The organism is Cupriavidus ulmosensis (assembly GCF_977008105.1).
Genome location: NZ_CDRMWP010000002.1, coordinates 871,373 through 885,444 on the forward strand (window position 1 = coordinate 871,373; position 14,072 = coordinate 885,444).

The following is a 14,072-nucleotide window of genomic DNA, read 5'->3' on the forward strand; positions in this document are numbered from 1 at the left end:
TCGCGCCCATGACCGAAATCCTGCATGTCCCGGCGGACGTGGTTCGCCGGCAGATCCTCAATGTCCTCCATGCCTGGGGCATGGCCGACGACCTCGCCGGCGTGACCGCCGGGCTGATGGTCGAGACCGACCTGTTCGGCGTTGATTCGCACGGCGTCTCGATGCTGATGATGTACGAAGAGATGCGCCAGTCCGGCATGCTGCAACTGCAGGCGCGGCCGCGGGTGGTGCGCGACGCCGGCTGCACCGCGCTGGTCGACGGCGGCGCCGGGCTCGGCCACCCGGTCGCGGCGATGGCGATGGAGCTGGCCGCCGACAAGGCGCTGTTGCATGGCGTGGCCGTGGTGGGCGTGCGCAACTCCCATCATTTCGGCGCGGCCGGCGTCTATGCCCGCATGGCCGCCGCGCGCGGGCTGCTCGGCTTCGTCTGCACGGCCACGCGCGGCATCAGCCTGGTGCCGCCGCGCGCCACGGTGCCGGTGCTGGGCACCAATCCGCTCGCGTTCGCCGCGCCGGCCGGGCGCCATCCGCCCTTCGTGCTCGACATGTCGACCACCACGGTGGCCGCCAACAAGGTCAAGGTCTATCACCTCAACGACAAGCCCTTGCCGCAGGGCTGGGTGGTCGATGCGGACGGCGCGCCGGTGGCCGATCCGCACCTCGGCATGGACTACGTGTTCAGGCGGCCGGACGGCGGCCTCACGCCGCTGGGCGGCTCGCTGGAGCACGGCAGCCACAAGGGCTACGGCCTGGCGATGATGGTCCACATCCTCGGCGGCACGCTGACGGGCGGCTCGTTCTCGCCGCTGCGCCAGCGTACGCAGAAGCCGGGCGATCCCGACAACATCGGCCACTTCTTCATGGCCATCGATCCGCGCAGCTTCCGCGAGGAGGGCGAGTTCGAGGCCGACCTCGACGCCGCCATCGACGTCATGCACGAGACCCCGAGCGCCGATCCCGCCCAGCCCGTGCTGGTGGCGGGCGACCCCGAGGAACAGACGCGGCGGCACCGGCTGGCGCACGGCATCCCGGTGCCCGCGCGGCTCGACGCCCACGTGCGCGAGATCTGCGCGCGCTGCGGGGCGCAGTACGTGCTGCGGGACCCGGACCCGCGCGCGGCGCGGTAGCGGCACAACCTACAAAAACACAAGGAGACAGACGATGAAACCGAGGCGATGGATGGCGTGCGCATGGCTGCTGGCCGGCGCGCTTTTCGGCATGCCGGCGATGGCCGACACCTTTCCGGCCAAGCCGGTCAGCCTGGTGGTGCCGTATCCGGCGGGCGGCGCGACCGACGTGATCGCGCGGCTGCTGGCGGAGAAACTCTCGAACGCCTGGGGCCAGCCGGTGGTGGTCAACAACCGGCCCGGCGCGGGCACGCTGCTCGGCGCCGAGCTGGTGGCGCGCTCGCCCGGCGACGGCTACACGCTGTACCTGACCACCGCGGCGCACACCATCAGCGCGAGCCTGTACAAGAAGCTCAACTACGATCCGGTCAAGGATTTCGCCCCGATCACGCTGACCTCCACCATCCCGCTGGTGCTGGTGGTCACGCCGTCGCTGCCGGTCAAGACGCTGCCCGAGCTGATCGCCTACGCGCGCGCCAATCCGGGCCTGAGCTTCGCCTCCACCGGCAACGGCACGCCGCAGCACCTGACCGGCGAGCTGTTCAAGGGGCGCAACAAGCTGCAGATGGTGCACATCCCCTACCGCGGCGACGCGCCCATGCTGACCGACCTGCTCGGCGGGCAGGTCAAGATGGCCTTCGTCACGCTGTCGGCCGCGCTGCCGCACATCAAGTCCGGCAAGCTCAAGGCGATCGCGCTGGCCAACCCGGAGCGCATCGGCGCTATCGCCGACGTGCCCACCTTCGCCCAGGCCGGCATGCCGGATTTCTCGGCGGCCACGTGGTTCGGCCTGTTCGCGCCGGCCAGCCTCTCGCCGGCGCTGCGCGACAAGATATACCAGGACGTGGCGCGGATCGTCGCCACGCCGGAGGTGACGCAGAAGCTGGTGGAGATGGGCGGCGAGGTCAACAACACGCCGCCGGCCCAGTTCCAGGCCTTCGTGCAGGGCGAGGCGAAGCACTGGGCCGAAGCCGTGCGCCTGTCCGGCGCGCAGATCGACTGACACCGCGGCGGCTCTCTTTTTTCACGCACACAGGGACAACATCATGACGCAAGCACAGCAAGACCTCCTCGCGCGCTGCGGCCGCATCGGCAGCAGCACCTGGTCGGACGCGCTCGACACCCTCGGCATCGCTGGCGTGGTGCAGGGCATCGCGCGCCGCAGCGGCGGCGCGCGCATCGCCGGCTTTGCCGCCACGGCGCGCCATAGCTGGGGCCAGCTCGGCGATTTCGACCGCGCCGATTTCGCGGTCGGCAAGCTGGTCGCGGCAAGCGGTCCCGGCAAGGTGCTGATGATCGACGTGGGCGGCGCGCCGATCTCCACTTTCGGCGGCATCGCCTCCACCGCCGCCGTGGCGCGCGGCGCCACCGCCGTGGTCATCGACGGCGCCTGCCGCGACACCGACGAGATCGAGGCCGCCGGCCTGTGGCTGGCCAGCCGCTGGGTCACGCCGCTGACCGGCAAGACGCGCCTGAAGCTGCAGCAGCTGGGCGGCACCGTGACCATCGGCGGCGTGCCGGTCAGCGAAGGCGACCTGGTGATCGGCGACGATACCGGCATCGTGGTGGTGCCCGCCGCCGACATCGAACGCGCGCTTGCCGCCGCCGAGCAGGCGCTCGAAGTCGACCTCGCGGTCGAGCGCGGCATCCGGGAGGGCAAGACCTTCGCCGAGGCCGCCGCCGCGGCCAACTACATCCCGCTCAAATGAGCCGCAAGCCCTTCATCGTGCAGATCGCGCCGCTCGGCGAATGGGCCGACGCCTGCCTGCGCGAGCGCCACGAGGTGCTCCCGTTGTGGCGGGAGAGCGAGCCGCTGGCCTGCCTGGCGGCGCGCGGCGCCGGCGCGCGGGTGGCGGTGACCTCGGTGCGCTACGGCTGCAGCGCGCAGATGATGGCGCTCATGCCCGAACTGGAAGCGATCTGCAGTTGGGGCGTGGGCTACGAAACCATCGACCTCGGCGCCGCGCGCGCCCGCGGCATCCAGGTCAGCTACACGCCGGACGTGCTCGACGGCTGCGTGGCCGACCTGGCCTGGGGCCTGCTGATCGCCACCGCGCGGCGCATCGCCGAAGGCGACCGCTATGTGCGCGGCGGCCAATGGCGCACCATCGGCGCGTTCCCGCTGTCCACGCGCGTCGGCGGCAAGCGGCTGGGCATCCTCGGCATGGGCCGCATCGGCGAGGCCATCGCGCGGCGCGGGCTGGGCTTCGACATGCAGGTCGCCTATCACAACCGCGGTCCCAGGGCCGGCAGTCCTTACCGCTTCGAGCCTTCGCTGGCGGCGCTGGCCGACTGGGCCGATTTCCTCGTGGTGGCCTGCGTCGGCGGCCTCGCCACGCATCACCTGGTGTCTGCGCAAATTATCGAGGCGCTTGGGCCCCAAGGCATCCTTATCAACATCGCGCGCGGCACCGTGATCGACCAGGACGCGATGGTGGCGGCACTGGCGGCCGGACGGCTGGGCGGCGCCGGCCTCGACGTGCTGGAGCGCGAGCCGGCGGTGCCCGACGCGCTCAAGGCGCTGGACAGCGTGGTGCTGATGCCCCACGTCGGCAGCGCCACGCACGAAACGCGCCGCGACATGGCGCAGCTCGTGATCGACAACGCCGCGTCCTACCTGCAAGGGCGCGGGCTGATTACGCCGATCCGCGATTGAGGAAACCAGATTCATGCCTGTCCTGCTAGATGCCCTGCGAGCCCTGCTGGGCCAGCACCATGTATTGACCGGCGCCGATGCCGCGCCGTACCTGACCGACTGGCGCAAGCTCTATCGCGGCAATGCTCTCGCGGTGGTGCGCCCGGGCAGCACCGAGGAAGTGGCGGCCGTGGTCCGCCTGTGCGCGCGGCACGGCGCGCCGGTGGTGCCGCAGGGCGGCAACACCGGCCAGTGCGGCGGCGCCACGCCCGATGCCAGCGGCCGCGCGGTGGTGGTCCTGCTGGGCCGCCTCGACCGCGTGCGCGAGATCGACACCGCCAACGACACCATCACCGTCGAAGCCGGCTGCGTGCTGCAGGCGGTGCAGGCCGCCGCGCACGCGGCCGGCCGGCTGTTTCCGCTGTCGCTGGGCGCCGAAGGCAGCTGCATGATCGGCGGCAACCTCGCCAGTAACGCCGGCGGCACCCAGGTGCTGCGCTACGGCAACGCGCGCGAACTGGCGCTCGGCCTCGAGGTTGTCACCGCCGAAGGCGAGATCTGGCATGGCCTGCGCGGGCTGCGCAAGGACAACGCCGGCTACGACCTGCGCGATCTCTACATCGGCAGCGAAGGCACGCTGGGCATCATCACCGCGGCCACGCTCAAGCTCTTCCCGCTGCCGGCGGCGCAAGGCACGGCGCTGGCCGCCACCGACTCGATCGCCGCCGCCGTCGCGCTGCTGGCGCGCAGCCGCGCGCGGGCCGGCGCGGCGCTGACCGGTTTCGAGCTGATGTCCGGCGACGCGCTCGAACTGGTGACGCGCGTATTCCCGCGGCAACGCCTGCCGCTGCCCGCGGGCGCGCCCTGGTACGTGCTGCTCGAAACCTCCGACAGCGATGATGGCGGCGACGGCGGCGAGCACGCGCGCGGCCGCCTCGAACGCCTGCTGGGCGAAGCACTCGAAGCCGGCGAGATCGGCGACGCCGCCATCGCCGGCAGCCTGGCCCAGGCCGACGCCTTCTGGCACCTGCGCGAGAGCATCACGCTGGCGCTGGCCGAGCACGGCAAATGCGTGAAGCACGACATCTCGGTGCCGACCTCGCGCATCGCCGGCTTCGTCGAGGAAACCGGCACCCGCCTGCGCGAGCGCCATCCCGGCGCGCGCTGCATCACCTTCGGTCATCTCGGCGACGGCAACCTGCACTACAACGTGATCCGCACGGCCGCCAGCAGCGACGCCGAACTGCTGGCCAGCGCGGACGGCATCCTGCGCCTCGTGCACGACAGCGTGCGCCGCCACGCCGGATCGATCAGCGCCGAGCAGGGCATCGGTCAGGCCAGGGTGGACGAACTGGTCCGCTGCAAGGATCCGCTGGAACTGGCATTGATGCGCAGGGTCAAGCAGGCGCTGGATCCGCTGGGGATCATGAATCCGGGGAAGGTGTTTGGTTAGGGCGATGCTGGTCCGCTGCCGGTCCCGGTTGCGGCGGCCGCGCGTGAGGGGGCCATGCGCTACCCGATATGCCATGAATGCCGCCGGGCGATTCTCGGACGCGTCCAATGGACGCGCACTTTTCCGGATGCTATCCATTTGCCTTCATGGTCCCTGGGACAGGGATGACTCCTGGCGCGGCAACCGCCGTGCGTCGATGGCAATGCTGAAAATGATTCTGGTGGTTCTATGGCTGGCGGCAGCGGTTGCCGCGAATGCTGTCTGGTGGGCCACGCATCCCGACGTGGCCCCCAATCTTTCGGGGCCGCCGTGGCGGTGGTGGCTGTCGGTGTATGGGGCGAAGAACGCTTCGCAGGAGGACGATGCCGCGTTTGTGGCATCGTCGCTCTGCATTGTCCTGCTGACTGTCATGGTCCTGTGGTGGCGGCACAGGGCCGGGCGTAAGTGAATGCGTCGTGGATGGCGGACGTAACCGCAGGGCGGGTCTACGCCGGTGGAGTGAACATGCTTCGGAACGCGTCCATTCGCCCTCGAACCCGCCTGGGATCGGATTCGCCATCGCGTAATGCAAAGCGGTCGCCGAAGGCCATGTGGTCCAGGAGCTGACCACGGCAGCGTGAAGACCTGTGCCAACTCGGAATTTTCGGCGGGCATCCCGTTTCCGGATTGCCGGGGCAGCATCTCGGAAATCACAGACCATTCCGTGGAACGCTGCGCCCCCGTATGGCACCTTGGCACAGTTCGACGATCTGCGTTACCGCGTCACTGCGAAACAAAAAAACCCACCGCGTCGGAACGCGGTGGGCGCAAGGCTCCCGTTTCAGGCGGAGAGCGTCGATATGCGTTGGCGCCTCAGAAACGATGCCGCACGCCGGCGACCACGCCGGTCTGGTTCCTGCCCGGGATGACGCTGTTGGGCGCGCCGGTGGTGGCGTTGAAGCCGTTCAGGCCGAGTTCGGAGCCGTTCTTGTTGCGCGCGAAGGCGGCGTTGAAGTAGACGTCGGTGCGCTTGGAGAGGACGTAGCTGGCCGAGGCGGCGAACATCATCGGGTCGGCGTTGCTGTTCCTGAAGTCCGTGTAGTAGGCCGCGCCGGAGAACGAGAGCGCGGGCGTGGCCTTGTAGCGCAGGCCGAGCCAGTAGAGGTTGGAGCGGACTTCGCCGCCCACGTCGCCGTTGAGCCAGCGGTAGCCGGCGTAGGGGCTGAGCGGGCCGAATGCGTAGCTGGCGCCGAGCGCCACGCGGCGGTCTTTCTGGTTGCGGGCGGCGACGGAGGTGCCCTGATATTCGTCGTAGACGAGGCCGGCGGCGAAGGTGTCGTTCTCGTAGTACAGGCTGCCGCCAAGGCTGCGGTCGACCTTGTTGTCGCCGGGCACTTCGCCGGCGCCGGTGCGGCCGAAGCTGTACAGCGCCGTGACCGTGAGGCCGGAGACGCTGCGGCGGTATTTGATGGCGTTGTCGGCGCGCCCGGCCAGCGCCGCGTCGCTGCGGAACAGCGAGTAGCGCGGCGCGAAGCCCATCGGGTCGAGCCGGATGGTGGTGTCGTACAGTGGGGTGGTCTGCCGCCCGAGCGTGACCTGTCCGAAATCGCCGGCCAGGCCGACCACCGCGCTGCGGTCGAACAGCCGGTTGCCGCCTTGCCCGCCGTCGTCGAGGTTGAAGCCGCTTTCCAGGTCGAACACCGCCTTCAGGCCGCCGCCGAGGTCTTCGATGCCGCGCAGACCCCAGCGCGAGGTGGACATGTTGCCGGACGAGAGCCGGTACGCGCTGCCCTTGCTGCCCTTGGCGGCCGCGTTGGACAGGTATTCGACGCCGACGTCGGCCACGCCGTACAGCGTGACGCTCGATTGCGCCAGCGCGGTGCCCGCCGCGGTGCACAGCAGCGCCGCCAGCTTGATGCGGGCGGATTTTGTCTTCCTCATTCTTGTTCTCCGGCTTGTCATTTATCGAAATAAAAAAATAGAAACCGGAGTCTATTGGGGCACGCATTACGCCTGGATTGCGCCAGCATGACAACTGGCGCTGGTCCTTGCCACAGGCGGGATACGGGGCGAAGCGGGGTTTGCGGTGCCGATTTCGGAAAGCGGCACGGAGTGTCATGTCTAGTGATTTTCTACAACATTGTCTTGCAATAGATAAACCGGAGAGTCGGAATTATCGGATAATCGCAAAGTACAATAATGATCCCGGATTTCATGATGCAGGTTTGCCGGAGGCGCGGCGAGGATCCGGTGCGCGGGCACCCCCGGCGAGGTGGACGATCAAGGGGGCTATGCTGACGCATCGGAGCCGGTTTCCGTTCCCGGGACCGGCCTGCATCGACGCTGGAGAGTGCTCATGTCATATCGAACATATCGAACATATCGAATCACCCGATGGATCGCCGCGCTGGCGGCGGCGGCCGCGCTGTCCGCCTGCGCGTCGCTGGAACCCGTCCAGACCGCGCAGAAGATGATCGGCAGCCCGGAAAGTGCCGTGCGCGATACGTTCGGCGCGCCCACGGAGACCTACCGGCTTGCCGGCGGCACCAGCCGCTGGATCTACTCGCGGCAGCCGCTCGGGCACGAGGTCTACGCGGCGGACTTCGACGCCGGCGGCAGGCTGACGAACTTCCGCCAGATGCTGACCGAGAAGGAGATCTACGAAGCCAAGCCCGGCGTCTGGACCAAGCAGGACGTGGTCGAGCGCTTCGGCATGCCGCGCGAGCCGGTGGAGTATTACCCGCTGATGAAGCGCGAGGCATGGTCGTACCGGATGTACACGAACGGCTATCTGCAGGCGCATTTCAGCATCTACTTCGACGACCGCGGCGTGCTCGACCGCACCATGATCATCGTCGACCCGATGGGCGGGGACCGCCACGACCACAGCAGGTGATCCACGGCAAGTGATGGCGATGGCCGGCGCCCCGGGGGCGCGTTCCGTCGCGTTGGACCGCACCGGTCCCGGCAACAAGGAGTGACACATGAAGGTTTGTATCTACGGCGCCGGCGCGATCGGCGGTTGGATCGGCGTGAAGCTGGCCGAGGCGGGGGCGCAGGTCAGCGTCGTCGCGCGCGGCGCCACGCTCGATGCGCTGGCCAGCCACGGGCTGCGGCTGGTGGAGGGCGAGGGCCAGGAGGCCGAGCCCCGCGCGGTGGCGGTGCGCGCCAGCGACGATCCGGCGGCGCTCGGCCCGCAGGATCTCGTCGTGGTCGCGGTGAAGGCGCCGGCGCTGGCGTCCGTGGCCGGCCGCATCGCGCCGCTGCTGGGTCCGGACACGACCGTCCTGACCGCGATGAACGGCGTGCCGTGGTGGTTCTGCGATGGCCTGGGCCCGGCGTTCGCCGGCAAGCGGCTGGCCTCGGTCGACCCGGACGGCGCGATCGCGGCGGCCATTCCGGCGCGGCAGACCGTCGGCTGCGTGGTGCACGCGAGTTGCATGCTGGACGCGCCGGGCGTGGTGCGCAACCGCCAAGGCCGCGGCCTGATCCTGGGCGAGGCGAGCGGGCAGCCGAGCGAGCGCGTCAGGGCGCTGGCGGCGATGTTCGCCGGCGCCGGGTTCGACGCGAAGGCGTCGGACCGCATCCAGCAGGATGTCTGGTACAAGCTGTGGGGCAACATGACCATGAACCCGATCAGCGCGCTGACCGGCGCCACCTCGGACCGCATCCTCGGCGACGAGCTGGTGCGCGATTTCGTCACCGCCGTGATGCTGGAGGCCAAGGCCATCGGCGAGCGCTGCGGCATCACGATCGACCAGGCGCCGGCCGACCGCCTCGCGGTCACGCTGCGGCTCGGCGCGATGAAGACCTCGATGCTGCAGGACGTGGAGGCCGGCAGGCCGGTCGAGCTCGACGCGCTGGTGGCCGCCGTGCGCGAACTGGGCCAGATCACGGCCGTGCCGACGCCGTTCACCAATGCGCTGCTGGGCCTGGCCCGGGTGCAGGCGCAGCGGCTGGGACTGTATCCGCGGGCCTGAACGCCTCCCGCCTCCCGCCTCCCGCCTCCCGCCTCCCGCCTCCCGCCGCCCGCCGCCCGCCGCCCGCCGTCTGCCGCGCGGGCGCCGCTTCGGTCAGCCGCGCGGCCCCGGCCGCGCGTCCCGCGACAGCAGGTTGCCACCGCCGGCGGCGGCGCTATCTTCCCATCCCCCTCCGAATGCGCGGAACAGCCCCACGCTGGCCTGCAGCTGCGCCAGGTGCAGTTGCACCGCGTTGTCCTGCGCGGCGTAGAGCGTGCGCTGGGCGTCGAGCACGGTCAGCAGCGTCTCGGCGCCGGCGCGGTAGCGCGACTCGGCCAGCCGCGCGGCTTCCCGCGCCTGTGCCAGCGCCTCGGCCTGCGCGTCGCGCTGGCGCGTCAGCCCGTCGACGGCGTTGAGCGCGTTTTCCACGTCGCCGAAGGCGTTGACGATGGCGCCGCGGTAGGCGGCCAGCAGTTCCTCGCGCCGGGCGATGGCGAAGTCGCGCCCGGCGGCCAGGCGGCCGGCGTTGAAGATCGGCGCGGCGAGGCCGGCGGCGAGGCTGTACAGCGAGGTGTCGAGCAGGTCGTGCAGCCGGTCCGCGCCCACGCCGGCGCCCGCGGTCAGGGTCAGCGAGGGCAGCATGGCGGCGCGCGCGGCCACGATGTCGGCATCGGCCGCGGCGAGCGCGCGCTCGGCCTGGGCGAGGTCGGGCCGGTGCACGATCAGGCCGGCCGGCACGCCGGCGGCGACGGTGGGCATGGCGATGCCGTCGAGCGTGCTGGCGGCGATGTCGAAGCCCGGCGCCGGGCGGCCCAGCAGGATCGCCAGCGCGGTCAGGCTGCCGCGCGCTTCCTGCCGGCGCTGCTCCAGGTCCTGCCGCTGGGTGGCGACCAGCCCGCGCTGCTGCGCCAGCTCCAGCGGCGTGGCGGCGCCGGCGCGGGCGCGCGAGGCCACCAGCGCCAGGATGCGCTCGGCGGTGGCGAGGTTGCGCTGCGCGATGTCCACGCGCTCGCGCAGCGCCGCGGCCTGCAGGTAGCTGGCGGCCACCGACGCCGTCAGCGTCAGCGCCACGGTGTCGCGCGCGCGGGCGGTGCCTTGCAGCGTGGCCAGCGCCGAGTCGCGCGCGGCGGCGTTGCCGCCCCACAGGTCGATCTCGTAGGTGGCGAACAGCTCGGCCGTGTAGTAGCCGGTGACGCTGGCCTGCGGCTCGCGCAGCCGCTGCGCGGTGGCCGTCAGGCTCACCTCCGGCAGCAGCGGCGCGCCGGCGATGCGGGCCTGGGCCTGCGCCTGGCGCACGCGCGCGGCGGCCGCGGCGAGGTCGAAGCTGCCGCCGCGCGCCTGCTCGATCAGCGCGGCCAGCTCGCCGCTGCCGAAGCGCCGCCACCAGCCGGGGCCGGCGGGGTCGCCGGCGGCGCCCGCGTCATGGCGCCACGCGGCGGGCACGTCCAGCGGCGGCACGTCGCCGGGCGGCGCGCCGGCGCAGCCGGCCAGCGCCAGCGCCAGCAGCCAGGCCGGCGCGCGCGCAAGAGAAGGGCGCGGGGCAGAACGCCGCGGGGCGGGCATGGGAAATCGCATCGGGCGCCTCATTCGCTGGCCAGCGCTTCGACCGGGTCCAGCCGCGCGGCCTGGCGCGCCGGCATGAAGCCGAACACCAGCCCGGTGGCCAGCGCGCAGCCGAACGCGCCGAGGATGGCGCGCACCGAGAAGACCACCGGCACCTCCCAGTGGATCAGCGCGGCGCCCACGGCCAGCCCGGCGATCACGCCGGCCACGCCGCCGACCAGCGTCACGGTGATGGCCTCGGTCAGGAACTGGCGCTGGATGTCGCGCTGGCGCGCCCCGGTGGCCATGCGGATGCCGATCTCGCGCGTGCGCTCCTTGACCGTCACCAGCATGATGTTCATCACGCCGATGCCGCCCACCAGCAGCGAGATCGCCGCCACCAGCCCGAGCATCATCGTCATGGTCTGCTGCGTTTCTTCCTGCGCCTTGACCGAGGCCGCGCGGTTGTACACGCGGAAGTCGCGCACGCGGTGGCTGGCCTCGAGCGCCTCGGTGATGCCGCGCGCGGCGTCGTCGGCGTTCTCCAGCTTGTCCACCAGCACCGAGATCCACGACAACTGCGTGGTGCCGAGCAGGCGCCGGCTGCCGGTGGAGTAGGGCATCAATATCACGTCGTCGTCGTCCGAGTCGCCCGAGGTGGCGCCTTTTTCCTCCAGCTCGCCGATGACCTGGAACGGCACGTTGTTGACCAGCACGTAGGCGCCCAGCGGGCTCTGGTCGCCGAACATGCGCTCGCGCGTCTTCTTGCCCAGCAGCAGCACGGTGGCCAGGCTGCGCTCGTCGTTCTGGCTGAAGAACAGGCCGCGCGCGGCCTTCCAGTTCATGATGCGCTGCGCGTCGGTGGTGACGGCCCACACGTTGACGAAGCTGTCCAGGTTGCCGGCGCGCAGCGTGACCTTGCCGCGCAGCATCGGCATGGCCGCCGCCACGTGGGGCGCCTGCCGCACGGTCGGCACGTCGGCTTCGGTGAGCACGCCGCCCGGCCCGCGCGCGTTGTCGCCGCCGGGCACCACGTACATGCGGTTGGTGCCGAAGCTCGCCATCCTGGCGATGACCTTCTCCTGGGTGCCGGCGCCCACCGCCAGCATCACGATGACCGAGGCCACGCCGATGATGATGCCGAGCAGCGTGAGCGCGGTGCGGAAGCGGTTGGCCCACATCACGCTCCATGCCGCCGCGTAGGCTTCGCGCATCTCGGTCCACGGGCGCGCGGTGTGGGCCACGCCCGCGGCCATCGCGGCGGGGAAGCGGCGCGCGTCGAGCGAGGGCGGCACGGGTGGCATAGGCGGGGCGGGCGGGGCGCCGGCTTCCGCGAGCGGCGCGGCATTGCCGGTGTCGGACACGATCTGCCCGTCGCGGATCTCGATGATGCGCCGCGCCTGCGCGGCCACCGCGCGGTCGTGCGTGATGAGGACCACGGTGTGGCCGGCGTCGGCCAGCTCGCGCAGCAGCGCCACGACCTCGGCGCCGCTCTTGCTGTCGAGCGCGCCGGTGGGCTCGTCGGCCAGGATGATGTGCCCGCCGTTCATCAGCGCGCGCGCGATCGACACGCGCTGCTGCTGTCCGCCGGACAGCTGCGCGGGCCGGTGCGCGGCGCGCTCGGCCAGCCCCAGCCGGCCCAGCAGCGTGCGCGCGCGGTGCTCGCGCGCGTCCGCCCCCGCGCCGGCGTAGACCGCCGGCATCTCCACGTTGCGCAGCGCGTCGAGCGTGCGGATCAGGTGGTAGCCCTGGAACACGAAGCCGAAGGCCTCGCGGCGCAGCCAGGCCAGCTCGTCGGCGTCGAAGCGCGCGATGTCCTGGCCGGCGAAGCGGTATTGCCCGGAACTGGGCCGGTCCAGGCAGCCGAGGATATGCATCAGCGTGGACTTGCCCGAGCCCGAGGCGCCGACGATGGCGACGAACTCGCCCGCGCCGATGTCGAGCGAGACGCCGCGCAGCACCTCGGTGGCCGGACCGCCGTCGGTGCCCGCGTACGCGCGCCGCACGTCGCGCAGCGCGATCAGCGGCGGCGCGGCGCCGGCCGGGGCGGAGGATGCGGAAGCGGGCGCGGAAGCGGGGGTGGATGCGGGGGCGCCGGCCGCCGCGGACCGTGCCTCCGCCAGCAGGTCTACCATCGGAACCTCCCGTCGGCGGCGCGCTCGTAGCGCACGCCGGTGACGAGGCGCTCGCCTTCCTTGAGGCCGGACAGCACCTCCGCGCTCAGGCGGTCGCGCACGCCGGTGGCCACCTCGCGCACCAGGATCCTGCCCTGGGCGTCGAGCACGCGCGCGGTGTAGCGCCCGGGCTGGCCGCTCACGGCCTGCAGCGCCGGCAGCGGCGCCACCAGCACGTTGCGCGCGCTGGCGGCCACGAAGAACACCTGCGCGCTCATCTGCGGCATCAGTTCGCGGTCGGCGTTGTCCACGTCGAACAGCACCGTATAGAGCACCACCTTGCCGGCGGGCGTGGCCGGCGCGCCGGCGGTGGTGGCGGCGGGCGCGGCGCCGGCCGGCGTGGGCGGCGCCGGCAGGATCTGGCGCACCTGGCCGCGCCAGCGCCGCGCGCTGCCCTGCTCGTCCTGCACGCCCAGCGTGGTGAAGTACACCGGCATGCCCGGGCGCACGCGGCGCACGTCGGCCTCGGACACCTCGGTCCAGACCGTCATGGCCGACAGGTCGGCGATGCGCAGGATGTTGGGGGTCTGGTAGGTGGCGTTGAGGGTCTGGCCCTCGCGCGCGTCGAGCGTGACCACGGTGCCGCTCATGGGCGCGTAGATGCGGGTGAAGCCGAGCTGGGCCTCGTCGCCCTTGAGCGCGGACGAGGCGCCGTCGATCTGGGCGCGCAGGTTGTCGATGCGCGCCAGCGCCACGCGCAGCGCGGCCTGCGCGGACTGCACGTCTTCGTCGCGGGTGGAGCCGTCGGCCGCCATGTGGCGCTGGCGCTCCCACTGCTGGCGGGCGAGGTCGCGCTGCGCGTACTGCTCGTCGAGCTGGGCGCGCAGGCTGGCCAGCGTGGCGCGGTCGGCGTCCACGCGCGACTGCTGCACGGCGGGATCGATCTCCACCAGCAACTGGCCCTTCTTGACGGCGTCGCCGGGCTGGACGTGGATGCGGCGGATGGCGCCGGACGCCTGCGCGCCCACGTCGACGTAGCTGCGCGGCTGCAGCAGGCCGAGCGCGGTCACGCTCGATTCGATGTCGCCGCGGCCTACCGGTGTGGTCTCGATCACCTCGGTGGGGCGCAGCAGCCACCACCACAGCAACAGCCCAAGACACGCCAGCAAGACCACGAGCGTGGCGGGACGCTGCACAACAGACGGGATTCTCATCGATCGGATTTGACGCGGTTCTTGTGCACCGCAAATCATACCGCGAGCG

The 14,072-nt window shown here is 71.5% G+C and carries 12 protein-coding genes; 8 read left to right on the forward strand and 4 right to left on the reverse strand.

From position 1 onward, the window contains the following. The first annotated feature begins 8 nt into the window (after positions 1-8). The 6 genes from ACWTPI_RS23770 to ACWTPI_RS23795 all read left to right on the forward strand — a co-directional run bounded on the left by ACWTPI_RS23770 (position 9) and on the right by ACWTPI_RS23795 (position 5,663). Positions 9-1,127 (forward strand): Ldh family oxidoreductase, encoded by a 1,119-nt coding sequence (locus ACWTPI_RS23770; RefSeq protein ID WP_454732910.1) that lies wholly within the window; start codon positions 9-11, stop codon positions 1,125-1,127. Positions 1,128-1,161: 34 nt separating this feature from the next. Next, the gene (locus ACWTPI_RS23775) at positions 1,162-2,130 is read left to right on the forward strand and encodes a Bug family tripartite tricarboxylate transporter substrate binding protein (RefSeq protein WP_029043095.1); all 969 of its coding nucleotides are present in this window, start codon (positions 1,162-1,164) and stop codon (positions 2,128-2,130) included. Positions 2,131-2,173: 43 nt separating this feature from the next. Continuing rightward, entirely contained in the window at positions 2,174-2,836 is a 663-nt protein-coding gene (locus ACWTPI_RS23780) for an RraA family protein (RefSeq protein WP_454732911.1), read from the forward strand. Continuing rightward, complete coding sequence (locus tag ACWTPI_RS23785) at positions 2,833-3,783, forward strand: 2-hydroxyacid dehydrogenase (RefSeq protein WP_454732912.1); 951 nt, start codon at positions 2,833-2,835, stop codon at positions 3,781-3,783. Before ACWTPI_RS23780 ends, ACWTPI_RS23785 begins: the two co-directional genes overlap by 4 nt. 13 nt (positions 3,784-3,796) lie before the next feature. Further along, positions 3,797-5,215, forward strand: a complete 1,419-nt coding sequence (locus ACWTPI_RS23790) for an FAD-binding oxidoreductase (RefSeq protein WP_454732913.1) — start codon at positions 3,797-3,799, stop codon at positions 5,213-5,215. Positions 5,216-5,288: 73 nt separating this feature from the next. After that, entirely contained in the window at positions 5,289-5,663 is a 375-nt protein-coding gene (locus tag ACWTPI_RS23795; RefSeq protein WP_454732914.1) for a hypothetical protein, read from the forward strand. Positions 5,664-6,067: 404 nt separating this feature from the next. Here ACWTPI_RS23795 and ACWTPI_RS23800 read toward each other — a convergent pair whose 3' ends face one another. Beyond that, positions 6,068-7,135, reverse strand: a complete 1,068-nt coding sequence (locus tag ACWTPI_RS23800) for a porin (RefSeq protein ID WP_454732915.1) — start codon at positions 7,133-7,135, stop codon at positions 6,068-6,070. 415 nt (positions 7,136-7,550) lie between these two features. On the opposite strand from ACWTPI_RS23800, the gene ACWTPI_RS23805 reads away from it, so the two are divergent. Then, a complete protein-coding gene (locus tag ACWTPI_RS23805) occupies positions 7,551-8,090 on the forward strand; it encodes a hypothetical protein (protein WP_059413610.1) in 540 nt (179 codons plus the stop codon). Positions 8,091-8,178: 88 nt separating this feature from the next. After that, entirely contained in the window at positions 8,179-9,174 is a 996-nt protein-coding gene (locus ACWTPI_RS23810; RefSeq protein ID WP_020200585.1) for a 2-dehydropantoate 2-reductase, read from the forward strand. Positions 9,175-9,267: 93 nt separating this feature from the next. Here ACWTPI_RS23810 and ACWTPI_RS23815 read toward each other — a convergent pair whose 3' ends face one another. From ACWTPI_RS23815 to ACWTPI_RS23825, 3 genes are read right to left on the reverse strand one after another with little or no spacing between them, the layout of a single operon-like run. Next, positions 9,268-10,716: an efflux transporter outer membrane subunit gene (locus ACWTPI_RS23815; RefSeq protein ID WP_454732916.1), complete on the reverse strand. Its 1,449-nt coding sequence runs from the start codon at positions 10,714-10,716 to the stop codon at positions 9,268-9,270. Positions 10,717-10,736: 20 nt separating this feature from the next. Further along, positions 10,737-12,830, reverse strand: coding sequence for a MacB family efflux pump subunit (locus tag ACWTPI_RS23820; protein ID WP_454732917.1), 2,094 nt, complete (start codon positions 12,828-12,830; stop codon positions 10,737-10,739). Next, positions 12,824-14,023, reverse strand: a complete 1,200-nt coding sequence (locus tag ACWTPI_RS23825) for an efflux RND transporter periplasmic adaptor subunit (protein WP_454732918.1) — start codon at positions 14,021-14,023, stop codon at positions 12,824-12,826. Before ACWTPI_RS23825 ends, ACWTPI_RS23820 begins: the two co-directional genes overlap by 7 nt. Positions 14,024-14,072 lie beyond the last annotated feature (49 nt).

Coding starts and splice junctions, on each gene's coding strand:
- ACWTPI_RS23770 (WP_454732910.1), top strand. CDS start 9: ATGACCGAAATCCTGCATGTCCCGGCGGACGTGGTTCGCCGGCAGATC.
- ACWTPI_RS23775 (WP_029043095.1), top strand. CDS start 1,162: ATGAAACCGAGGCGATGGATGGCGTGCGCATGGCTGCTGGCCGGCGCG.
- ACWTPI_RS23780 (WP_454732911.1), top strand. CDS start 2,174: ATGACGCAAGCACAGCAAGACCTCCTCGCGCGCTGCGGCCGCATCGGC.
- ACWTPI_RS23785 (WP_454732912.1), top strand. CDS start 2,833: ATGAGCCGCAAGCCCTTCATCGTGCAGATCGCGCCGCTCGGCGAATGG.
- ACWTPI_RS23790 (WP_454732913.1), top strand. CDS start 3,797: ATGCCTGTCCTGCTAGATGCCCTGCGAGCCCTGCTGGGCCAGCACCAT.
- ACWTPI_RS23795 (WP_454732914.1), top strand. CDS start 5,289: ATGAATGCCGCCGGGCGATTCTCGGACGCGTCCAATGGACGCGCACTT.
- ACWTPI_RS23800 (WP_454732915.1), bottom strand. CDS start 7,135: ATGAGGAAGACAAAATCCGCCCGCATCAAGCTGGCGGCGCTGCTGTGC.
- ACWTPI_RS23805 (WP_059413610.1), top strand. CDS start 7,551: ATGTCATATCGAACATATCGAACATATCGAATCACCCGATGGATCGCC.
- ACWTPI_RS23810 (WP_020200585.1), top strand. CDS start 8,179: ATGAAGGTTTGTATCTACGGCGCCGGCGCGATCGGCGGTTGGATCGGC.
- ACWTPI_RS23815 (WP_454732916.1), bottom strand. CDS start 10,716: ATGCCCGCCCCGCGGCGTTCTGCCCCGCGCCCTTCTCTTGCGCGCGCG.
- ACWTPI_RS23820 (WP_454732917.1), bottom strand. CDS start 12,830: ATGGTAGACCTGCTGGCGGAGGCACGGTCCGCGGCGGCCGGCGCCCCC.
- ACWTPI_RS23825 (WP_454732918.1), bottom strand. CDS start 14,023: ATGAGAATCCCGTCTGTTGTGCAGCGTCCCGCCACGCTCGTGGTCTTG.